21 protein-coding genes are annotated in these 20,317 nt (G+C 60.5%); 5 read left to right on the top strand and 16 right to left on the bottom strand.

Features of this window, described 5'->3' with window-relative positions:
* Window positions 1-133: 133 nt before the first annotated feature.
* The 3 genes from K3163_RS05585 to K3163_RS05575 are packed head-to-tail and all read right to left on the bottom strand — an operon-like array spanning window position 134 to window position 6,602.
* A complete protein-coding gene (locus tag K3163_RS05585; RefSeq protein WP_221553443.1) occupies window positions 134-3,931 on the bottom strand; it encodes a GMC oxidoreductase in 3,798 nt (1,265 codons plus the stop codon).
* A complete protein-coding gene (locus K3163_RS05580; protein WP_221553442.1) occupies window positions 3,928-5,361 on the bottom strand; it encodes a metallophosphoesterase in 1,434 nt (477 codons plus the stop codon). Before K3163_RS05580 ends, K3163_RS05585 begins: the two co-directional genes overlap by 4 nt.
* On the bottom strand, window positions 5,358-6,602 hold the full coding sequence (locus tag K3163_RS05575; RefSeq protein WP_247712466.1) for a serine hydrolase domain-containing protein: 1,245 nt from the start codon (window positions 6,600-6,602) through the stop codon (window positions 5,358-5,360). Before K3163_RS05575 ends, K3163_RS05580 begins: the two co-directional genes overlap by 4 nt.
* Before the next feature lie 347 nt (window positions 6,603-6,949).
* Here K3163_RS05575 and K3163_RS05570 point away from each other — a divergent pair, with 347 nt between their 5' ends.
* Window positions 6,950-7,708 carry a hypothetical protein gene (locus K3163_RS05570; protein ID WP_221553441.1) on the top strand — a complete coding sequence of 253 codons (759 nt, stop codon included), beginning with the start codon at window positions 6,950-6,952 and terminating at the stop codon, window positions 7,706-7,708.
* Window positions 7,709-7,819: 111 nt separating this feature from the next.
* Here the strand turns inward: K3163_RS05570 and K3163_RS05565 are convergent, their stop codons facing one another.
* The 6 genes from K3163_RS05565 to K3163_RS05540 are packed head-to-tail and all read right to left on the bottom strand — an operon-like array spanning window position 7,820 to window position 10,646.
* The gene (locus K3163_RS05565) at window positions 7,820-8,308 is read right to left on the bottom strand and encodes a hypothetical protein (protein ID WP_221553440.1); all 489 of its coding nucleotides are present in this window, start codon (window positions 8,306-8,308) and stop codon (window positions 7,820-7,822) included.
* 17 nt (window positions 8,309-8,325) lie between these two features.
* Entirely contained in the window at window positions 8,326-8,916 is a 591-nt protein-coding gene (locus K3163_RS05560) for a thermonuclease family protein (protein ID WP_345719702.1), read from the bottom strand.
* Window positions 8,913-9,185 (bottom strand): hypothetical protein, encoded by a 273-nt coding sequence (locus K3163_RS05555; RefSeq protein ID WP_221553439.1) that lies wholly within the window; start codon window positions 9,183-9,185, stop codon window positions 8,913-8,915. The genes K3163_RS05560 and K3163_RS05555 overlap by 4 nt, the downstream gene beginning before the upstream one ends.
* Window positions 9,185-9,604, bottom strand: coding sequence for a hypothetical protein (locus K3163_RS05550; protein WP_221553438.1), 420 nt, complete (start codon window positions 9,602-9,604; stop codon window positions 9,185-9,187). Before K3163_RS05550 ends, K3163_RS05555 begins: the two co-directional genes overlap by 1 nt.
* Entirely contained in the window at window positions 9,601-10,029 is a 429-nt protein-coding gene (locus K3163_RS05545; RefSeq protein WP_221553437.1) for a hypothetical protein, read from the bottom strand. The genes K3163_RS05550 and K3163_RS05545 overlap by 4 nt, the downstream gene beginning before the upstream one ends.
* A complete protein-coding gene (locus K3163_RS05540; protein WP_221553436.1) occupies window positions 10,026-10,646 on the bottom strand; it encodes a hypothetical protein in 621 nt (206 codons plus the stop codon). Before K3163_RS05540 ends, K3163_RS05545 begins: the two co-directional genes overlap by 4 nt.
* 194 nt (window positions 10,647-10,840) lie before the next feature.
* On the opposite strand from K3163_RS05540, the gene K3163_RS05535 reads away from it, so the two are divergent.
* Both K3163_RS05535 and K3163_RS05530 read left to right on the top strand, forming a co-directional pair.
* Window positions 10,841-10,990, top strand: a complete 150-nt coding sequence (locus K3163_RS05535) for a hypothetical protein (protein ID WP_221553435.1) — start codon at window positions 10,841-10,843, stop codon at window positions 10,988-10,990.
* A 126-nt stretch (window positions 10,991-11,116) separates the two neighbouring features.
* The gene (locus K3163_RS05530; protein ID WP_221553434.1) at window positions 11,117-11,557 is read left to right on the top strand and encodes a hypothetical protein; all 441 of its coding nucleotides are present in this window, start codon (window positions 11,117-11,119) and stop codon (window positions 11,555-11,557) included.
* A gap of 352 nt (window positions 11,558-11,909) precedes the next feature.
* Here the strand turns inward: K3163_RS05530 and K3163_RS05525 are convergent, their stop codons facing one another.
* The 6 genes from K3163_RS05525 to K3163_RS05500 all read right to left on the bottom strand — a co-directional run bounded on the left by K3163_RS05525 (window position 11,910) and on the right by K3163_RS05500 (window position 16,249).
* On the bottom strand, window positions 11,910-13,418 hold the full coding sequence (locus K3163_RS05525; protein WP_221553433.1) for an alpha/beta hydrolase: 1,509 nt from the start codon (window positions 13,416-13,418) through the stop codon (window positions 11,910-11,912).
* Window positions 13,419-13,553: 135 nt separating this feature from the next.
* On the bottom strand, window positions 13,554-14,021 hold the full coding sequence (locus K3163_RS05520) for an META domain-containing protein (protein ID WP_221553432.1): 468 nt from the start codon (window positions 14,019-14,021) through the stop codon (window positions 13,554-13,556).
* On the bottom strand, window positions 14,022-14,333 hold the full coding sequence (locus tag K3163_RS05515) for a hypothetical protein (protein ID WP_221553431.1): 312 nt from the start codon (window positions 14,331-14,333) through the stop codon (window positions 14,022-14,024).
* Between the two features lie 29 nt (window positions 14,334-14,362).
* On the bottom strand, window positions 14,363-14,767 hold the full coding sequence (locus tag K3163_RS05510; protein WP_221553430.1) for a hypothetical protein: 405 nt from the start codon (window positions 14,765-14,767) through the stop codon (window positions 14,363-14,365).
* 33 nt (window positions 14,768-14,800) lie between these two features.
* On the bottom strand, window positions 14,801-15,424 hold the full coding sequence (locus tag K3163_RS05505) for a hypothetical protein (protein WP_221553429.1): 624 nt from the start codon (window positions 15,422-15,424) through the stop codon (window positions 14,801-14,803).
* Between the two features lie 15 nt (window positions 15,425-15,439).
* Entirely contained in the window at window positions 15,440-16,249 is an 810-nt protein-coding gene (locus tag K3163_RS05500; protein WP_221553428.1) for a hypothetical protein, read from the bottom strand.
* A 176-nt stretch (window positions 16,250-16,425) separates the two neighbouring features.
* Between K3163_RS05500 and K3163_RS05495 the strand changes: the two genes are divergently transcribed.
* The gene (locus K3163_RS05495) at window positions 16,426-17,499 is read left to right on the top strand and encodes a helix-turn-helix domain-containing protein (protein ID WP_221553427.1); all 1,074 of its coding nucleotides are present in this window, start codon (window positions 16,426-16,428) and stop codon (window positions 17,497-17,499) included.
* Window positions 17,500-17,914: 415 nt separating this feature from the next.
* On the opposite strand, the gene K3163_RS05490 is transcribed toward K3163_RS05495, so the two are convergent.
* A complete protein-coding gene (locus K3163_RS05490; RefSeq protein WP_221553426.1) occupies window positions 17,915-18,283 on the bottom strand; it encodes a hypothetical protein in 369 nt (122 codons plus the stop codon).
* Between the two features lie 306 nt (window positions 18,284-18,589).
* Between K3163_RS05490 and K3163_RS05485 the strand changes: the two genes are divergently transcribed.
* On the top strand, window positions 18,590-19,303 hold the full coding sequence (locus K3163_RS05485; RefSeq protein ID WP_221553425.1) for a hypothetical protein: 714 nt from the start codon (window positions 18,590-18,592) through the stop codon (window positions 19,301-19,303).
* The last annotated feature ends 1,014 nt before the right edge of the window (window positions 19,304-20,317 follow it).

Raw genomic sequence — 20,317 nt, 5'->3', positions numbered from 1 at the left:
GAATTATCAGATTATTGCCGAGAACGCCCTCCCTTTGGACGAACAGAAATGCATACGACTGGCCTTTGCGCAATCGTATGCGAGGGCGCTCGCCGCACCGCATCAAGCTGAGTGGCAATAGTGCAACAGTCCCCTAGCCGGATGCAGCCTGCGATACGCCTGCTTCCTGCGCGTCGAGCCATTCCAGCTGTTCAAGGATCACCGGCGTGACATCGCGGTGCGCGTTGTAGCCGATGAACAGGTCCATGTGGCCGTAGTTCGGGACCACGCGCTGCTGGTAGAGGTCTTTGCCATTGTGCTCGGCGAGCCACATGCGCGTGCGCTGTCCGCTCTCGGGATAGAAGATGCGATTGGTCGCCCCCGAGAGGAAGCTGATCGGAAGCGCGAGGCGTCGCGCAGCTTCTGGCGATGTGTAGACAGCCCTTCCCTCTGAATCGACGGCGAGACCCTCGTGCATGATCGCACCGAGCTGCTCGAACGGCTTCAGCGCAACACGGCTGAACATGCTGCCGAGCGCATTGTGCGTGTCGTGGCCGAGCTGCGAGTGATCCCAGCTGGGCCCGAACACGCCGAATACGCGGCGGCAGGTCGGGTTCTTGCACTCCTGCCCGTCAGGCATCGGGATCTGGTAGGCGACGGCGTCGATCTCGTAGTCGGTCTCGCTGCCCTGGCTCACGAAGTCGAGATGCCCGTCGAGCAGCGATATCTGCGAGAGCGCACCAGCCACGCCGAGATCGGCCTTTAGATAGTTGAGCCAGTCGGTGACCGGGTGGAGCGTCAGCTGCGAGCTGATCAGCGATCGCACGCCGGAAACGTGGCCGGCGCCGATACCCATCAGCAGGCTCATCGAACCCACGCAATGCGCGAGCGCCTGCACGCTGTCCGCTCCGGTGGTCTCACGGATCTTGGTGACTGCCGCAGGCCAGTCGTAGCGCGCGATATCGTCGATCGTGAATTCGGGCGGACGTTCGACATCGTTGCCCGCATCATTGCTGGCACGATAGTCGAACAGCCACACGTCGTATCCCTTGGCGACGAGGCTTTCGGTCAGGTTTTCGTCGACCGTCGGCGTTGCGAAGCTCGATGCGCGGACCGTGAATCCCGGCGCAAGCACCAGCGGGCCGCGCGAGCCGCCACGATAGCGGGTGAGGCCGATGTTCACTCCGTCGCCGGTCGGCACGATGTGTCTCTCTGCCGGCGGCAGGCGCATTTCGCGCGGAACGTAGCTCTCGAAATCACTCTTCGGGAAGTCGTTCAGCGTCGCCAGCATCCCGCCATAGGCACGGAAGACGGTCATGGCGAAGAAGCCCGCGTACTTCGCCGTGAAATAGGTCTCGATCGCCTTCTTTGCCTTGGGGATCAGGTTCACGACATGGCCGACCAGCGTGTCTGCGTCATGCACCTCGATCGTCGTCAGCTGGCGCATGAATTCATTGACGCCGAGCTTGAGAACGCCGCGACCGATCAGCTCGCCGCTCTCGTCCTCCCCGTGGCGCAAAGTGACGAATAGCGTGGTGAGATCGGTCCAGGGATCGGACTTGCCGCGCTGCTGGAGCGTCTTGAAACCATGGAAGTGGATCGGGCCGTCCGGCCCTTCCAGTACCATGTCGTAGAGCATTTTCCAGCTTTCCGGCTTGCCCGGATCGGCGACCAGCAGGCGGAAGGTGCCCTCGCGCACCTCGAGTGGCTCTGTCGAGATCGCGCTCACCAGCACGCTGCCGGTGATCGCAGAGCGATGCTCGCGCTCCTCGATCATGCGGTGGAGATTCTCGGTCGTCACGGTGAGCAGGAAGCTGCAATCGCTGCCTTCCGCGCGGCCCCATGCAGCGCCATTCGCATAGTCGTCGCGAATGCGCTCGGCATGGTCGCATGGCTTGTGGTGGCAGCCGGTGGCGCTGATGTGGCCAGCCATCGTCTCGGTGAAGGAAAGGCCGGGGCTCATCGCCTCGGGATGCTCCTTCACCAGCTTGCGGATGGCCTGCTTGCCTTCATCCACCGCACCGTTCTCGAAATGCATGGCAGCGGCCTCGATCTGGCGCGACACCGGATCGATGGCGTGGCCCGCCACCCATTTGGCGACCGACAGTTCGAGCTTGCTTCCGAAGTCGATCTCGAAGGGTTCGTCATCGACCTCGCAATCGTCCTCGACCGGCTCGGGCAGAGGCCCTTCGGCACCGAGGGTGTAGTCGATCGACCAGCCGTTGCGCTGCGCCATCTTTTCGAGCGCGCGTTCGGCAACGGCAGTGATGGTGAGAAGCGGGTTTACTCCTACTGCACCGGGCAGCGCCGCGCCGTCGCAGACATAGAGGCCTTCGTGCACCTCGGTTCCGCTCTCGCCGGAGAAGACGCGGCACGTGTCGTCGACCACGCCGCTGCTGGCATCGTCGCCCATGCCGCAGCCGCCGATCGGGTGGACGGTGATGAGCTTGCGGCCCATCTGCTCGTTCCAGATCGGATCCGAGAAATACTGCGCCTGGATGGCTTCTGCCGCCTGGCGCATGAGATCGTCGTCGCGGCCGAAAGTGTCCTGCTTGCCCGCATCGGGCCAGCTGATCGTGATCCGGTCGTTCTCGAGCTTCAACTGACCGTGGGAATCGTCGACGCTCATGACGAGATAGGTCTGCGTGCGCGCCATCGGACCCTTGTAGGCCCATTCGCCGATGCTTCCCGGATCGGTCTGGAAGGCTTCGCCCATCGACTTCGCATCGAGCAGCCGGGGTTTCACCTGGTCCATGCCGAAACGCGTGAAGCTGTCCGCCAGCGCCTCGCCGAAGAAGAAGGCCGGTGCCAGCGCCATGCCGATGATGCCGGGAGCAACGCCCTCCTCGATAACCAGCCCCTTGGTCACGTCCCTGGTATCGCGAATGTCGATCACGCCGGTGATGCAGGGACCGGGATAGGCCTCCTTGGCGACATCGCTCGCGCCGACACCGATCGCATGGATCGGCTGTGCGGTGAGCACGTCGCCCTGCTTCTCCGCCTTGAAGTAGCTGTCGTAGGCAAAGCCGAGCGCATCGCCATTGCCCGAGAAGCCTTCGCCCAATCGCTTCGACAGCGGCAGGCCGTGTTCGCGCGAGCGGAGCAGGATCTCGGTCGACCCGATCGTGCCCGCGCCGAGGACGACATGGTCGGCAGTAATGCTCGAAGGGCCCTTTGCGGCATCCTTGCCGTTGGCTTCCAGGTGGACCCGCCACTGCTCGCCGTCACGCTCGATCCACAGCACCTTCGCCTGCGTGAATATCTCGGCCCCGTGGTTCGCAGCATCGGGGAGATAGTTCATCAGCGTCGTGTTCTTCGCGCCGACATTGCAGCCCGAAACGCAGTCGCCGCAATTGGTGCAGGCCGGCTGCGGCACGCCGAAGCGGTTGGTCTTGTCCTCGAAAGTGACGTTGATCGGCGTCTTGTAGAAACGCTTGCCCATCGCCTTTGCCGAGTGCTCGAGCGCATCCAGCTTGCCGAGAGCGGGATAGCTTTCGGGATAGGGATTGGGCGCGAGCATTTCGCGTGCGCGCTCATAATAGGCGTCGATTTCTTCGCGGTTCTCGCGGAACGCGGCGGGCCAGTGGGCCTCGTCCAGCAGGCGCTTGTCGAGCTCGAGCGCGACATTGGCATTGATCAGCGAAGTCCCGCCGAGCCCGCAGCCGACCAGCGCATACTGGTCATCGTTCACATGGACTTCGAACAATGCGTCAGGCTCGCCGATCCGGCCGCCCTTGGCGTTGAACTGCATCGCGCCCTGCGCGTCTGCAAGTTTGTCGGGATATTCGCCCGGCAGGAATTCCTTGCCGCGTTCGAGCACGCAGACATCCTGTCCCGCACGCGCGAGGCGGCTGGCGGCGACGCCCGCGCCATAGCCCGAGCCGATGACAATGGCGGTGTAGTGCTTCTTCGCCTGCGAGAGCGGTTTCGCGATGCGCTTCTGCCGGGTCACTCTGCGGCCTCCCGCATGTCGTTGGACTTGTCGAGGAAGTCGCGCACACGCTTGTCGCCCTCCTCGTCGATGCGCGCATGGACGGCGCGGGAAAATTCGGCCCAGTGGCTGGAGGCTGCCTCGACCGCCGCTGCGGCCTCTCCCACCAGCTTCGTTTCGCGCCCGCTTCCCTCTACGCGGACCGGTTTCATCACCCCGTCGACCGGATCGTTGAACAGGCGCAGCGATGCGACTTCGAGTTCGTCCGAAACGAGCATCGCGGCGCAGCCCTGCACCCGCATGAGGCCCGGCTCGTCGAGCACCCAGCCGCCGGTGTTGAATACGCCGACTGGCAGATCGTAGCCATCGACCATCAGCTCGTCCTGGAACGGTTTGTGCGTATGGCCGAAGACGAACTGCACCTCACGCGGAAGCTCGCCCAATTCCTCGCGCAGCTCCGCGGCCAGCGGGGTCGAAAGATACCAGCCGATATCGTCGATCTCGTCCTCGCCCAGCACGTGGCGATAGCCTTCGCGCTGCTTTTCGGCACCGCGGCCTGCGGTCAGGTCGACGCCGGCGCGAATGAGATTGTCGAGCGTGATGCCGTACTTCAGTTCCATCTTCGGATTTATGCCGAGTTTCGAATGCAGCCCGCCGGTCACGCGGCGCGCGATGGCTTCGGCCATGTCGTGGCTCGCGCCTGCGCTCAGCATGGTCTGGTAGAGCGTACCTGCCTCGCCGCCGATCTGCCCGGCGCTGCCGAGATCGGACCAGAGGAAGTCGATCCACGGACCGTTCTGCTCCTCCAGTTCGTGCATCGTCGCGGGGCGCGGTTCGCTGCCTTCGAGGAAGCCGCGGAAGTTGGACAGCGCGCGGTACATGGAATCGAGATAGTGGCCGTGATGCATGACCACAGCACGACCACGCTGGCGGTCGGCAATGCCCCAGTTGGGATAGGCGATGTGGACATGCGCCCCTGCAAGATGCGGGCGGTGCGCGATCAGCGATTCCATCATTCGGCAACGATGCCTGGGCGTGCCAGTGATGGTGGTGATGTGTTCGAGGTCGCCCGGGATGTTGCCGTCCATCACCTCGGTGATGAAGCAGTGATCCTGCGCCATGCGCCACAGGTGATGATCGTGATTGCCCGCGATGTAGACGATGTCGCGGCTGAAAATCTCGCGCCCGTCCTTGGCGAAGAAGGCGTCGATCAGTTGCAGGAAGCTCTTCGACACGTCACCGAAAGGCGACAGGCCGAGGTCGAGCGCATCGCCGAGAAGGACCAGCTGCGGCTTCTCGTCATCCTTCAAGGTTTCGCGCAGCGCATTGGCGAAGCTGGCGAGAACCTCGGAAGGGCCGTCGGCAATTTCGTCCGCGCCATTTACATGGGTCAGCAGGCTGTCGCGCGCACCGAGATGGAGGTCCGAGAGGACGATCTGCGCGATGCTCACGCGATGGTCTCCAGGCAGCGGTAGAAAGCATCGCGGACGATCTTCTCGCGCGGATCGTCCCACTTGCCGGTGCCGAGCGTATTCGTGATCCAGGCGTAAGCGACCTCGTCATCGGGATCTGCAAACGCGAGCGAGCCGCCCACTGCGAAGCTGCCAAAGGCGCTGCGGGTGCGGGCGAATTCCCATTCGTCGAACGGCTTTTCGAATCCGAGCGAATAATACATGTCGGCTGTCAGCACCTCGTCGCGCAGGCCCTTCTTCGGATGCGCGTGCCCTCGCTTGAGGTAGTCCATGACTTCGGGAGTGATGCCCAGTTTCTCGCCGCCCTCAGCGAATGCCTGGTAGATCGCGGCAAGCCCTGCGGAAGACGCGATGCCGCCCGCGCCGCCCTGCCCGATCCGCCAGAACTCCTCGCAATCGAGTGCGCCCGGCCCTTCGAGAATGAGCGGATTGTTGAGCGTGCGGAACGCGAGCGTGCCCGGCAGGCACATGGCGAAGGTGAGTGGCCACGGCATGGTGGTGTGGCGGATGAAGAGGTCCTGCATGTGGAACCCCTCGATCCGTGCGAGACGGTCGCGATTGAATGTATCGGGCAGCCCAAGGAACACGTCGACGCCAAGCGGTCCTGCGACTTCCTCGGCGAAGAAGCGGCCGAGCCTGCGACCTTGCGGATCGCGGCGATGGATCAGCTCGCTGGCAATCCAGCCGAGAGAATAGGCGTGGTTGCCCGAGTGCTCGCCCGGCTTCCAATTGGGCTTCTGCGCCGCGATAGCCGCGCAAATCGCCTCTTCGTCGCCCATGTTGTCGAGCGTCAGCTTGAAGTCGATTGCGGCCAGTCCGCCCTGCTCGCTCAGCGCTTCGCCGATGGTCATCCGGCCTTTTCCGTGCGCGGCGAACTCGGGCCAAACATCGGCGACCGGCTCGTCGTAGGAGAAGAGGCCGCGCGACACTGCGACGGCCGCAGCCATGCCGGTGAGGCCCTTGGTCAGCGAATAGACGAGCGCAGCGGTCCGGTCGTCCCACCCCTCGGTGCGCGACTTTTCCTTCCAGCCGCCCTGGAGGTCGACCACCTTCTCACCGCGGTGATAGATCGTGCAGGCCGCTCCCAATGCGGCGCGGGCCTGGATCGGCGCAGCAAAAGCCTGGACTACGGGTTCGAACCCGGGTGCGACATGGCCGGTGACACGCGACTGCACGCCCGAGAAAGTGTTGGCGACGGGCTTCAAGGCTGAATGCGGCAAGATGAGCGACCCCTTCCATATGGCGGCCGCCCCCGCGGCTGCCTGCCATGAGGTCGCTAGCGAATAATGGTTAACGCAAGGCTTAGGACGAGCCGCAAGTCACGCCCGGAGCGCGATAATTTGCCTTGAACAGGATCGGGATGGCGGTGGTGGACAGGGCTTCCTCCAAACGCCTCGGCATAGCGGATTGATTAACAGTTCTTTTGCCGTTCTGTGGTCTCGGCAGGCCCACAGTTTGGCCCACACGCCATGCGGCCATAAAACCCAGCGGGGATAACTCGCACCCTTTTCGGTCAATCTGTCCTGTCCGGTGTTACGCCAGACAGGATGGACACGACGGAACCCAAATGAGACGAACCACACCTGCCGCCAAAACGGACGACGCGCGCTTTCCTGTCCGCATCAAGTTCAAGGTGCCTGACACGGGTCTAGGCGCAGATACGGACAAGGCTGAAAGCTGGCTACTGGAGCATGTCGGCAGCGGTCGCTTCGGCGTCCACAATGCGCCCACAATTGGCGGCGATGCAATGGCGGTCCACCTGCTGAGCGTCGAAGACGCCATGCGTTTCATCGCGGCGCATCCCAAGCTGAAACTGGCAGGCGGCGAAGAGCATCGGCCAGCGCAGCGTCCGGCCAGTGCGGACGACTTGCAAAGCGCTGGCGATTTCGTGTCCGCAGCGGTTGGCTATTCGCTGGTAGTGAAGGACGTTCTGGCGTCCCATGGGAAAGGCGGGGAATTGCCTCCGCTCTTCGTCTTGCCGGTCTATTTGCTGCTGGGCTTCGCCACGGAACTGACTTTGAAGGCTGCCTATTTACTCCACGGCGGCGAATATGCGCGCATCCTGACCGGCAAGGGCAACATGGGACACAGCCTCAAGAGTGCCCACGCCCACGCGCTCAGACAGGGCTTCCAGCCGGTCAATCCGGAAGGCGTGGCGACACTGGTCAGCGGCCTCCACGAAAGCCATGCGGGTTATTGGATGCGATACGACACAGCGCCGGACGGAAACATCACGCTTCCGCTGGCCAAGGCCTGCGTTGAGACCATCCAGAACGAATGCGTCCGGCTGTCCTTCGATCATGGGCTAGTCGCCAGACCCAGCTAGGCCAGCCTTGTCCATGTCCAGCCGGTCGCGGTATCCTGTCCGGCATGGCGAGACGGAAGAGACCGGGCAGGCTGGAGCGCGAGCGGATGCGACAGGAGCGCGAGCGGCCCGCTAGATCGAATGCAGGTCAATCCCTGCCAGCCGGTCAGGACAGATTTCCGAACGGTTGCGAGCGTCCACAGCCTTGCGTTCGTCAGGCGTCAGCAGAACCATCCTGAAATTGGTGGACAGCCAGTCCAAGACTTCGGCGTCAGTCGCGCCAGCGTCCACCAGCGCGCCTATTTCGCGGGTCATGGCGCGGACCGGCAGGACGTGTTCAATCTCCACCGTCTTCAACAGGTCCTTGCGCGGGGTTCCAGCCTCAATTGCGGCCTGTCTCGCATCGCGCGCGGCCACGCTGCAATGGGCGTCTTCGGCTAGTTTGTAGCCAGCGCCAAACCTGCCGCCATAGACGTGGTGGCGGGCCATCATTTCCGCGATGCGTTCGGCGCTATGGATGGCTCCACCGTTATCGGTGAAGCCCAGTTCCAGCGCCTCGTTTCGGGCCTGCCAGAAATGGCGAAAGACGGGCATCATTTCTTCGGGTTTGTATTTGCTCACTGTGGCTTTCCTTGCGCTCAGCACCACGGCTCACGGCGTCCAGTCCACGTCCGCGCCAGACCCTCGCTGACAAGCATGTCACCGATTGAGCGCCCGTTGCGAGTAATCACGCGCAGCTTGCGCCCATATTGGTCGCTGTCCCGCTCGCCAATGCCTTGCACGGCAAACGGGCCTTCGTTCAGCAGGTCGCGGAAGCGATAGGTCGCCTGCATCCCTAAATCATATTCGTAGTCGCATTGCGGACTGCCGATTTCCGGCGTGTCTATGTCTGCAACGCGTATCTTGTCGCCGTTCAGCCAGAGTGTGTCCCCATCCACCACGCAATTGCGGCGCGGACCGTCACCGCACAATTCAAGGTAGGGCTGCGCTGGGTCGCCACTGGCGAAGCCGGTCTGAGCGCTGGCCGCAGCCGCTTCCTGCGCGGTGCCGTGGCTCATGAAGGTGATTTTCTCTTGCTCGGCTGCGGCTCCGCTGTCCAAGTCGGCAACGCTCCAGAGGAAGGCCGCGCCAATGCCCATGGCGACCGCTCCACCGATCACTAGCGGCGCGCTCAGTTTGCGCTTGGGCTTGCCGAACCTAGCGGGCTTGGGAGACTTGCGCTTTCTCACGACGCCAGCACTCCAGCGAGCGCTTCGATCTGGCCCCTAAGCTGTCCAATCGCCGTGTCCAACTCGGACACAGACAGCGGCAAGTCGGCTTCGTCCATCAACTCGCGGGCGTCCCGAATAAGGGTCAGACTGTCTTCCAGCAGCGGCAGCGCTCCGGCTCCATCGCCTGCCATCAGCAGCACCATGGCCTCGGCGTGTTTCGCGGTCGCGGACGCTGTCCATCGTCCGGCCTCTTCGGCGGCTAGGGTCTGGGTTTCCATGTCGATCATCACTCTGTCACCAACGTGCCTTCGTAGAGGTCCACGGCTTCGTCGCTGTATTCCCAGCGCACAGACCGGAAGGCCTCGACAACATTCTGGCCATTGCAGTCAGCGGCAAGGTCCACGTGGCGGCTCAAATCCAAATAATCCCAGCCGTTGCCGACGCTGGCAGACAACACGTCGTCCGAGTTGACTGCCGACTTTCGGGCCATGAACGGCTTGAACCCGACGTAAGCGCCGAACCCGTTCTTGGCGTTGTATTCGCCTTGCACGATGTCTGGGTCATTCGGGCACGTGGACACGTTCCGAAACTGGACGCTGGCAGGGTCGCGCGTTTGGTTGGCCACGTATTCCTCCACCGCGCCATGCGAGTTACAGGCCGCGAGCGACACGACACAGGCGGCGGCGATGATTTTGCGGGCGATCATACCTGCGCCTCCCCTAGGCTGGCGATCTTGAAGTCCACCGGCATGACAACCCGCCAGCGCGTTTCGTCATGCGGTGTCATGATAAACAGGCGGCGCGGCTTGGCGTCGGTCTCTTCGTTGATGGCGAAGAGCGCTTCGCCATAGGCTTCAACTTGGCGGTCGATTTCCGCCACCGCGCGCTGGTGGAAGACGTCCATGGCCAGCCATTCCGTGCGGATGCGCGGCCAGTCCAGAAAGGCCTCCATGCCCTTGGCGTGGTAGTTCGTCACACCGTCCCACGTCCGGCAGACCGCGATAGCGGCGGCGGGTTCCTCGCAGGAGGGCAGGCGACAAGCCAGCGTGCGCGTCTTGCGCGGGACGAAGCCGCCCAGCAATGCGCGGCCCTTGCCGATGCGGCTTGATATTGTCTTCGGTGCTTCGCTCATGACGCTACCTCGAAACGGACAGTGACCTTGTCGCTGGCGACATTCAACACCTTGGCCAGTTCATCGCGGGCGCGATCAAGGATAGCGGGCACGGTGGCAGGCGCAATTGTCGGCTCTGCCTTGGGAGCGTCAGACCCGTCCACGGCGTCGTCAGCGTGAACGTCAGCGTGGACGTCCCATTGGTCCAGAACCTTGGCGTCTTTGCCCACGACGTCCGAAAGGAGCCGCCACGTCGTGCGGTTCTCAATGGGGCTTCCTCGCTTGGCGAGGACGCGCGAGAATTCCTTCCGAAATAGGTTTCGGACGCGATCTAGGTCGGACACCATGTAGATGGTCGCGCCATCGCTGGGCCGTTCCGGATTATCCAGCGCTGCGATCACGACAGCATCGGCGTCGTCCAGACCCTTCCAGCCATTGCCTTCGGCGTCGGCGGCGGTGAAGTTGACGAAACCGTCCTGCGTCGTGCGGATGCACACGCTCAGCGTTTCATCGCCGCGCGTGGCCAGATAATTCTGCGCCTGTCCGCGACCGGCCTTCTTTTCGAGTTCGTAGCCCTCGGCTCGCAGCGCACCCAGCGCGTGCGCCATCAAGGCTGGCTTATAGTTTGCCTTCGCCATGAATTACTTTCCAACTGCTCCGGCGAGAGGAATTCCCGTCCGCTGGGGAGCATGTAAGAGTAATTGGAGGGTAATTCAAGAGTAATTGCCTGAAGGCCTAGACCCCTCGGCGTCTTGCCCTGCGTCTCGCGCGTCGTGCGGCGGCCTTCTCACGGTCGCCACCGCGCCCGAATTCACCGGCCTGCGCGTTCGGCGTGATTGTCAGCACTGGAGCCGCCAGCGGGCGCCGCGGTGTTCATACGCTGGCCGCGAGCATATCCGGCTGGCCGGAAGCGGCAGGCGTCGGACACGTCAGCCCGCGAGAGGTTCTGGAGATTGCCGAAGATGTGGTGGAGGGGCGCTGACGCAATTTCGTCGAGCAGACCTTGGGCTAAAAGCGGTCATTCCGCTAACGACCCGATTGCGGTTCTAGACCTCACCTTCGAAGCTCGCCATAAGCTGACCTCGAAAGCTAATCGCGAGATAGTCCAATGCGCGTCGAACTTAGTTGCTGGCTTCCCAAAAAACCGGAATGGGTTTGGGAGCGTGTGCAGCAGTCCTCTACTTTAGACTTCGTGGCGGGACCTCTCATTCAATTTCGACCAAAAGCATCCGCCTTTCCGTCTGTTTGGAAAGAAGGAGACTATGCTGCCAGCATGCGCCTTTTTGGTGTCCTTCCAGTCGGCAATCAAACTATTGGGATCGAGTATCCTCCCGATGCACCACCGATGACGTTGCGGGACAATGGACATGGCACCATGGCCAAGAAGTGGGACCATTGGATTTTTGTCCGGTCTGAAGGAGAGGGAACTTACTATACTGACCGCGTGGACGTATCCGCTGGCGTACTCACGCCATTTGTGGCCCTCTTCGCAAAGCTCTTCTATTCTCATCGCCAACGCAGATGGAAGAAGCTGGCAGATTTGGCATAACATGTCTCTTATCGACAGATTGGCGCGCTAAGCAGACCGTCAGCTTTCCACCCCTGACGTCGCTCTCACCAAGCTATCAGTGTGCCAGGAGCGGACCGACGGCTAACGACCCGATTGCGGACGTAGAGGCGGTGTCGATCCATTGCCAAAACTGGCCATCGATCTCTGGGGCGAATTCTTTCGCCAACGCTTCCAATCGTGATCTTGTCAATCGTGAGTCGCACCTGGGGAGCATTGCCCTTTGCAATCCTCACCACTTGGTCTCTAGAGGGACAGAGGCGTTTGCCTTCGACCAGATAGGGCTAAATCGCACCTTATGCTTTCTTCTGCAGTGCAGAACCGGTGCGGCATCTCAATCAACGAACCATTCGAAATTGCCTCGATCCGTGGTGCAGCTTGTGTCCGGCCTGGTGGTCGGATTGCTGAAGAACTGCAGCATGATGGCATGCGAGCACTGATCGGTCGAACCCTGCACATGGTCACCGAATGGGAAATCCACCATGTATGCTGTGGGCAGTGCTTCTGCGATCGGTGCCGCGGTGATCGCGGGAGTAACCGGGTCGAAGCCACCGTTCAGAATCAGGACCGGGACATCGATACTGACTGGCAGATCGGTCTCATCGGACATTCTCGGAAGATCCAAATATTCGCAAAGAGCAATATACTCTCCGGCGTCGGCTTCGATATAGTCAGGCACCATTTCGAAACGCAGCGTTTCGAGGCTGCTTGCTTCTTCCAGTGACGACGTAGGATCTTCGGCGCACACGAAGGCATAATGCGTCGGAAGGGCGATGCCCGTTTCTCCCTGCGCCGGAATCGGTCCGACCATCATCCCGGGAACCGCATCGGTGATGTTGTTCTCGAGCATGGAGCTTACGACATGCGGGATAAACCGGGCTTTGCTAACGTCGTAGAGCGAGTTGTAGATCGCGACCGAGAACTGCTGCGCATCGACGAAGATGCTCTGTTCACCAACCGGTATCTCGAACGGCCTCTGCTCGAGTTGTCGGTAGAGTTTCCCGATATCGTTTTCCAATTGGGGATATGCCGCGCTGCAAACCTTATCCCGCGCGCACATCGTGATGACATGAGCCAACGCGGTCTCGTACCTCAGGTCGAGTGCAGTCTCCCAACTTGGATAGGCCAGAGACAGAGCGCCATCGAGCACGACTGCGCTCAGAGTTTCCGGGTATTCCCGCATAAGGTGTTGGCCCAGCATGGTGCCGTAGGATTCGCCGTAATAGATGATTTTGTCATAGCCGAGGGCTGCGCGCAGAGTGTTGAGGTCAGCGGCGTTTTCGAGGCTGTTGAAGGCTGAAAAATCGACACCAGTGGCGGATAGATCGTCGTAGCATCCCTTAAGCGCTTCAATCTTGGCAGTCTCAAGCTCGCTCCACGCTTGATAGGCTCCTGCGAGATAGTTGTTGGAAAGAGCGTTTACCGCAGAACACATCAGGTGCGGTGTGGCATAGGCAGTGCCGCGCTGGGAAAAGAAGACCAGGTCGTGGTTCTCCATCAGCTTGGTGAAATATCCATCGCGGTCGCTGAGGACCGAGACTTCGAGCAGGGTGAAACCGGAGCCACCGGGACCGCCATTGCCGAAGAATATCGGCTCTTTGGGGTCTTCGGCAGTCGAGCGCAGACGAACTACGGCCAGTGAGAACGTCCTTTTGTCGGGTTGCTCATGAAATTCCGGCACGGTGAGATATCCGCAATCAAAGGACATATCGGCCGGCATTTCGACAAAGCATTCTTCCACTGGCGAGAACTCGCCTGCGACCGTACCACTGTCCTCAGGCTCTGCAGCTTGGGCAGATGCCCCGAGCGCAATACTCATCCAGATTGCGATCATACGTTTCATCTTGGATCTCCAGGCAGTACGGGCGAACCTGTTTTTCAAATCTCCAGAGAGTCTCTGCCCCCTCGTGTCGCCATCGCTTTCGATCCGATGAAAGTCCGAAAAAGCCGTCGCCCCCGTGATGGAAGTGATCGGCAATCAATCACGAACGAACACGTAATCAGCTTCCTGTGTGCGGATGGTCAGGCTGCTACTATCGCTCGCCAAGCTATAGCCCGTTGCTCTCGGCAACTCGGCGGCGAGTTCTTCCCCGAATGTCGGACGCGGGCATAGAGCGCGGGTCGAAGCCACCGTGCCTATCGATATGGATCCATCGCCACCAGAAGGGCTCGAAGCGGACCACGTCGCGTTTCCGCGGTTGCAGTCGAGTTGCATCTGCAGATCCCCTGCATCTTGGAAGGACAGACGATGGCGGGCAGACAATTCGGGTGTCAGCCGGGTCGATGTACCGGAGGTCTCGACATCCGCTAGGCGCCAACTTGTCCCTTCCAGCGGATGAGGCGGAGCATAAAGCGTCTCGCATCCGGTCGTGAGAAGCGCAGCCGATCCCATCGCCGTGATAAGCAAGAACTGGCGTCGCAAGGCGTTGGTGACCGGGAACCGCATCTATTGTTCTCCTTCAGAAAGGATGTTTGCGAGGGCTTCGTCGCAGGCTGCTGCACTTCCGACGATTTGCTGGTCTTCGGCCAATGCCTGCCCACCCATATCTTCCGCCGCGCGTGTAAGCGTCTCGTCAACTTGCTCGGGAGTGAGATATCCGAGCTCTTGGGCAGCCTTTACCGTCGAACAGGTACCAAGCGTCAAACCCGAGCCTGCGCCGGCACCCATCATCGCGCCGCCGATTAGCGGGCCGATAAGCAGGGCGCCTCCCAAAAGTCCGAGCACTCCGAATAGCAGGGCGATTCCGACTTTCCCCATGAGATTGGTTTCCTCTTGCGTGTTTTGGATCACCCGCCTTCGACGAAGGCGTCGATGATCACATATGTTTCCGGTCCGTAGTTGATTGTGACGCGGTCGCCGCTCCGGGAGGTTGAGAATGTCCACCCCGCCGATCCATCGGCTTGCGCGCTGTCTGCACCATAGGGTGTAGTCCCGCGGATGAAGATCGCGCGCTTGAACCCGTCGGGCTTACTGACTTCGACCAGCGTTGTGCCGTCTTCGCCCCAATTGCGCTTCACGCCCGCGGGACAAGTCTGCGTTGGCGGGTTGCCTGCGAAGCCGCAGGCAACATGCGCAGTGGCATCGTAATCGGTGCCAGCAACTATGGCGTCTTCCGAGCCGACACTCCCATCAGGCGAAACACAGGCTGCCAGTGCACCGATCAGGAACGAAGTGGCCAGCAACTCTTTCATCGCATTCTCCCAGTCGGGATAGAAGCGGGGCGGCTACAGCGCCCCCTCGTCTCCTGTGTACATGACTTCCCCTACCGTACCGTCGCGATAGGCAAGGCAGCGCCACGGCGCCTGTGCGCCCTGGACATTGACGTAAATGCCAATGGCCGCTTCGGACTCCTCGATCCGGTTGGTTCCGAGCACGCGCGCACCGGTCTGTTGCGCGACCTTGTCGGCGCAGCGACTTTCGAGGCTGTTCGGACCCCGGATGGCTACCTGTTTCGAAGCGGCGGTCGCAGCCGGTGCGGGCGCGGCTTCTATCGGTCCGTTTTCGCCCAGTCCGGCATTGGCATCGCCCATGGGTATCGAAATCAGGCGCACGCCTTCGACATTTCCGACGACATTCCCGCCGGCCGCTGCTGCCGAAGCTTCACTAGGGCAGCCCACAAGCATCGCACTGTCATCCAGGTAATTCGATGTCGCAGCGGACTCACCCAGCCTTCGGCACGGATCGCCTGCATTAGGGTAGCCGTCGCCGAAGGGAGAAAGGCTTTCTGGTATTGCAACGAGCGTCTCCTCGGCCGGGGCCTCGGTCAAGGCATCGTCGCCTGTCGCTTCCCCGCCGCAGGCGGAGAGTGCCAGGGCTGCCGCCCCGGCCGAGAATACATAGAACTTCATATCAGCTCTCCAACTCTATCGGCGGCAGTTGGGGTGGCTGCCGATGTCCATAGCTGAGTCCACACGGCCGTTGACCACGATCATCTGGACGCACTGACGGCTGGAACGATTATACCAAACTGATCCCGCTCCATTCCGGCCGGACTCGAAGCTGTCGACGGGGCGGAAGCCCTGATTCTCGAGATAGGTTCCCGCGCCATCCCCTGCGGCACCAACGAGACGACGAATCCAAGCATCATCCCTCGTGGTCCTGCCGCTGGAAGTATCATAGCCACCGCGGCTCGAATGGTGACGCAGGTTGGCGTTCCGCTGGTTCACACCGGCACGATAACCGGCGCTATACTCGTCCGTACCGCGGCGGTTGTGATAGGAGGCGTTGTGAAGTCCGTCGGTGTAACCACGGTCATACTCCCGATCGGATTCACGTTGATTGTCATTGCGGTCGTCATCGTCATGCTTGCCGCCGAATATAGCACCGAGGATGGCAGCACCGGCCGCAACGCCCAATGCCGTCTTGACGCCAGAATTGAGGTGGTGGCCGCAATCCTGGTCCTTAGCGTCCGCGATTGACTGGACGCGGCCGCCATATTCTTCGACGCGCACGCAGTCATCGTCGTCCTCGTCCCACCAGTAGCTGTAGTCATAGCCTTGCGAGTTGCGCTCGTGGCTGACGAAAGCAAAGCCGCGATCGCGCAGGGTACGCTCTGCGGGTCCGGCATACATGCCGTTCACGTCGATCAGCTGGTTTGCTTTCTCGGCTAGGACCGGAGTGGCAACCATCGCGAGTGCCGCAGTTCCTAGGGCAAGATGTGCGATAAGCTTCATTCGTTTATCTCCAGAGCTAAGAATCAGTCAGAAGAGCGAAACGTCCATTCGACTTCTGTCGCGGCAGGCTAACATCTTGTCTTCGCAAACTTCCATGGACTTTACCTGCCAGAAAATTGGCATTAAATGCCAAGGAGATCTTGCTTGCTGAAACTCCCCGACACCAAGGAGCCAACGTGTTCTCGCAATCTGAATTGCAGAAGACCATCAGTCTCGTTGACAAGCATCACGCCGGGCTGGCGAGGACGAGGCTGGCGGCGGGGATAACCCGGCTCATGCTGCTAGCTCTCAATCCACCAAATGATGTCTGGAATGGCACAAGCTTCTCAAGTGCGAGCGAGTTACCTTCGGAAATCTCGGTGCGCGACGATCTGATATTGATCGCAAACTTGCTGAAGCACCGTGAACTGAGGGATTTGGTCGATGCTATTCTGGAAATGCCAAGGGTTTCCGGCGACCAGATAGCGATGAGCGCGCCGAACCTGGGCGAGGCCCTGAAGCAGGTCACGGAACAAGCCACAGACCGGAACCCGCCCTTCCGCTTCAGTCTGGATAGCGACGGAAGAATTGTGCGGATATTGATCGCCTCTCACGACGCCTTGGGAGACTTCGGCCGTATCTACGAACTGCTCGCTCAAGCCGTTCTCTTCCGGTTGATCGAGAGTTTTCTCGAGTACGCAGAGAACAAGGCTGAAGCTGTCGGCTCGATCATCTTTTCCTGCAGGATATTCGACGAAGAGCTTATTTCGAGTTTCAGTCGGGCCAATTGGCTGCGGGTCGAGCATTCAGCTCATGAAACGTCTATCAGTCTTCCGGCGGTCTTGCGTGCGAGCCCCAATCCGAGTGTCTTCGATGGACCTGTAGGAACAGGAAGAAGCGTCACTGCCGAATCCGATCAGGCCATCAACGCGGAATTCGATATCGAGCTGAAGCGAGCAATCGACGCTTCACTTCAATTGGAGAATCGTACGGTCCAGCTGGATGAGGTTGCGCAACAATTTGGTCTATCCCCAAGGACAGTCCTGCGGAAAATTGCCGAAAGCGGTAGTACCTTGCGGCAAATTTCAATCGACAGACGTATGGCGAGGGCATGCGAGCTCCTAGGCGATCCCTCCATCAAAGTATCGGACGTCAGCAGTGCGGCAGGCTACTCCGATCCCTCAAGCTTTGTCCGCGCGTTCAAGCGAAAATACGGCACCTCACCCCACCGGTGGAGACGTCAGGTGCATCCTGAAATGGACATTGATTGAGTACCAGCGAGCGATGCTCACACCGGTTTCGCCGCTGATCTAACGATCTGAACCTCGGATCAGTACCGCTACCTACACCCTATCAGCATGTCCGCGGTACGGTGCTTGCGCCACATACAGTTGGCACCGGATGATCAGCTGATGGCCCCGAGTTCGTCATAAGTCGATTGACGGCTATTTAAGGCGTCAATCTGAAATCAGAGCGTCCGCTTCCCACCCAATTCGTGCCGGTTTCGATGCGCACGTGGTGAGCCAAAAGCGGACAATCGCCTTCCAGCCCAATTGCGCACCACGGCAATCGCAGAGGATTTGGTGGCGGGACGTTAGTCCTCATAGCGGGTCCGGCAATGTCATCGCCACAACATGACCGCTGGCCCCTGTCGCGCGGGTGGGCGTGCGATCTGGGAAACTCTAGTTACGCCAGCAGGCTATCAGCATCATCGTCCCTGTCATGGCGTGCCCTGACAGCATTTTCACGCTGGGCGCGAGCGCGGGTCTGGGCGTCTTCGCGGCGCGCGGTCACACCGATGGACCGCGAGACCGCAAGGACCGTCCGGCTGAGCCTGTCCAACGCCTGAGCCTGCGCAGACACGACAGGTTCTCCAAACCGGTTTTCCGTCACAGCGCCGTTCGCCATGACGTGGTTCTGCAACTGGTCGCGCTGGACAATCATTTCCGCCAGCGAGGTCGCCTGCGCGATGTCATACGGCGACCAGCTTGCCGCCTCGCGGCAGGCGATGATCGAATGGAATGCGTCCAGCGCTTCCGCTGAGAGTTTGCGCATCGGCTCAATCCGAATGCGAGCATCCTTGAACAGTTGGACGGCTCCAGCGGGTCCGTTGTGCTTGGGTTTGGGCAAGGGAAATCCTCCAATTTCCCGAACCGTAACCGGCAAAAGTGTTAACACCAAACAGGTCCGGACAGGCCCAAAAACGGTAGTCAAAAGCGGACCGGCAGCTTTTCCATTCTTATTGACAAGGCCAATGTCCGATATTGGGTGGTTAGCGGACAGTCGGTGAAATCTTGGATTGGACAAGCTTCTTAGATCGCCATAGCATCGCCCCGCTTGAGCTAGCAAAGGGGGGAACGCTTGACGGCATATCCTGTTGATGTTGATCGGGATGCACGTTTTCTGCGGATCGTCGGCTGGATACTGCTCGCGATTACGCTCACGGCATTTGTGCCAACATACTTCATTCCGATGGTCCAGGGTGAGTTCGCATCGGACAATATCTGGATGCAACCTCACACTTGGGTCAGCTTTGTGTTTGCAGCCCTGTTCATCGCTCAGCCTTGGCTAGTCCTGCACCGCAACTGGCAATGGCACCGGAGAATTGGTTGGCTAGTTGGGGCGGTTGTTCTTGGTGCGGCGATCACTGGAATCGCTGTTCAACTAGCAGTTTGGCCCACTGTACCTGAGGACGATAGGAACCTCTTGCCTGCATCGTTTCGCTTGTTCCAGGTTCTGCCAACTCTGGTTCTGTTTTTCTTAGCCGGTGTGGCCTTGCGCAAACGACCGGATTGGCATTGGCGTCTAATGCTGCAATCGGCTTACGCCCCAGTTGGCATCGCCTTGCGCCGCTATGTCGACATGATCCCAGGACTATCGCCGGACACGAGCGGGCCTTTGCTAAGCCTCACTCTCCTATTTGGACTGATCACTTTTCTTGTAAGCGACAAGATACGCCATGGCCGAACGCATCCAGCCAACTGGTTGGGACTCGTGTTCTTTATCCTGACGGTCCCACTATCTCTCTTCATCGCTAGCACAGATTGGTATGCGCGATTAACGCTTGGACAGTGAGGCCGCCGTTCTCTTTGCGCGACGTCCGCAATCGGGTCGTTAGCGGAATGACCGCTTTTATAGCTTGTGGCCGACCATGGAATGCCTGTCCATTGACCGTCCAAGGCGAAATAGGCCCAGAAATGGCCGTGAAGTTTGAAGCGCTTTTCAGGGCCGCTGGGACGGGCGGCCTTCGTCATATGCAAACCTCCCCCCCCTTACCCCCAAGAGCGCACCCCATACCCCTAACCAATCCGGACACAGCGAGCGCTTAGCTTGGACATATGTCCTGGGCCTCTGGACACAGACACAAGCCAGACACCGGATTAACACCGCGAGGATTGCAAAGACGGTCCTTGGCCCTGTCCCCTGCCGCCCTCGCTCCCCTGTCCATTAACAGGCCCTCTAGGCCTATGCCCCGCTGGCCCATGGGTCCGATCGTTTCGCCAACGCTGGGTATGGGCACGGCACCCTTGCCCCATGCCCTCGCCTGTCCGCTGGCCCTAAAGCCAGTCGGGTGTGACGGTGTAGGGTTCGGTTACGTTTGGATAGATCACAGGCGAGCGCTTGCCAGCGGTGGCGTGGACAGGACAGCGTCGGCTTGGTTCCAGTTTGAGGCCACGTCTGAGCGAGCGGCTGAACGTGTAGGCCTTACCACAGACAGCGCAGGTCCCTTGCCAGACGCCTGTCCAGATAGTCCGGCCATCGGTGTGAGTGTGCCAGCTATATCCTGTCAGCCGATAGGAGCCGCGCTTGTCTGTCCAGACGGTGCCCACGGGCCATGGTCTTTCCATCCCGTCTAGGTCAGCCATGCTGGCCTCCGCTCCACAGAACCATTCTCGCGCGCGGACCATCGGACCAGTATCGTCACAGTGGAACTTGTTCCCCTGCGCTCCACTTGCGCAGGGGCAACTGGAGCGCCCTGCTCCAGTTCCACTTGACTATAGTGGTCCGGAAGCGGAGCGGAGCAAAATCTTGCTCCACTTCTGCTCCAGTTAAGTGGGGTTTTGCTCCAGTTCCAAAACCCAACTGGAG

It is taken from the genome of Qipengyuania xiapuensis (genome assembly GCF_019711395.1).
Lineage (GTDB): Bacteria > Pseudomonadota > Alphaproteobacteria > Sphingomonadales > Sphingomonadaceae > Qipengyuania > Qipengyuania xiapuensis.
Note: the sequence above shows the minus strand (reverse complement) of the source record. Positions and strands in the feature narration are given on the sequence as shown.

Coding starts and splice junctions, on each gene's coding strand:
- K3163_RS05570 (WP_221553441.1), top strand. CDS start 6,950: ATGAGACGAACCACACCTGCCGCCAAAACGGACGACGCGCGCTTTCCT.
- K3163_RS05555 (WP_221553439.1), bottom strand. CDS start 9,185: ATGATCGACATGGAAACCCAGACCCTAGCCGCCGAAGAGGCCGGACGA.
- K3163_RS05550 (WP_221553438.1), bottom strand. CDS start 9,604: ATGATCGCCCGCAAAATCATCGCCGCCGCCTGTGTCGTGTCGCTCGCG.
- K3163_RS05545 (WP_221553437.1), bottom strand. CDS start 10,029: ATGAGCGAAGCACCGAAGACAATATCAAGCCGCATCGGCAAGGGCCGC.
- K3163_RS05540 (WP_221553436.1), bottom strand. CDS start 10,646: ATGGCGAAGGCAAACTATAAGCCAGCCTTGATGGCGCACGCGCTGGGT.
- K3163_RS05530 (WP_221553434.1), top strand. CDS start 11,117: ATGCGCGTCGAACTTAGTTGCTGGCTTCCCAAAAAACCGGAATGGGTT.
- K3163_RS05525 (WP_221553433.1), bottom strand. CDS start 13,418: ATGAAACGTATGATCGCAATCTGGATGAGTATTGCGCTCGGGGCATCT.
- K3163_RS05520 (WP_221553432.1), bottom strand. CDS start 14,021: ATGCGGTTCCCGGTCACCAACGCCTTGCGACGCCAGTTCTTGCTTATC.
- K3163_RS05515 (WP_221553431.1), bottom strand. CDS start 14,333: ATGGGGAAAGTCGGAATCGCCCTGCTATTCGGAGTGCTCGGACTTTTG.
- K3163_RS05510 (WP_221553430.1), bottom strand. CDS start 14,767: ATGAAAGAGTTGCTGGCCACTTCGTTCCTGATCGGTGCACTGGCAGCC.
- K3163_RS05505 (WP_221553429.1), bottom strand. CDS start 15,424: ATGAAGTTCTATGTATTCTCGGCCGGGGCGGCAGCCCTGGCACTCTCC.
- K3163_RS05500 (WP_221553428.1), bottom strand. CDS start 16,249: ATGAAGCTTATCGCACATCTTGCCCTAGGAACTGCGGCACTCGCGATG.
- K3163_RS05490 (WP_221553426.1), bottom strand. CDS start 18,283: ATGCGCAAACTCTCAGCGGAAGCGCTGGACGCATTCCATTCGATCATC.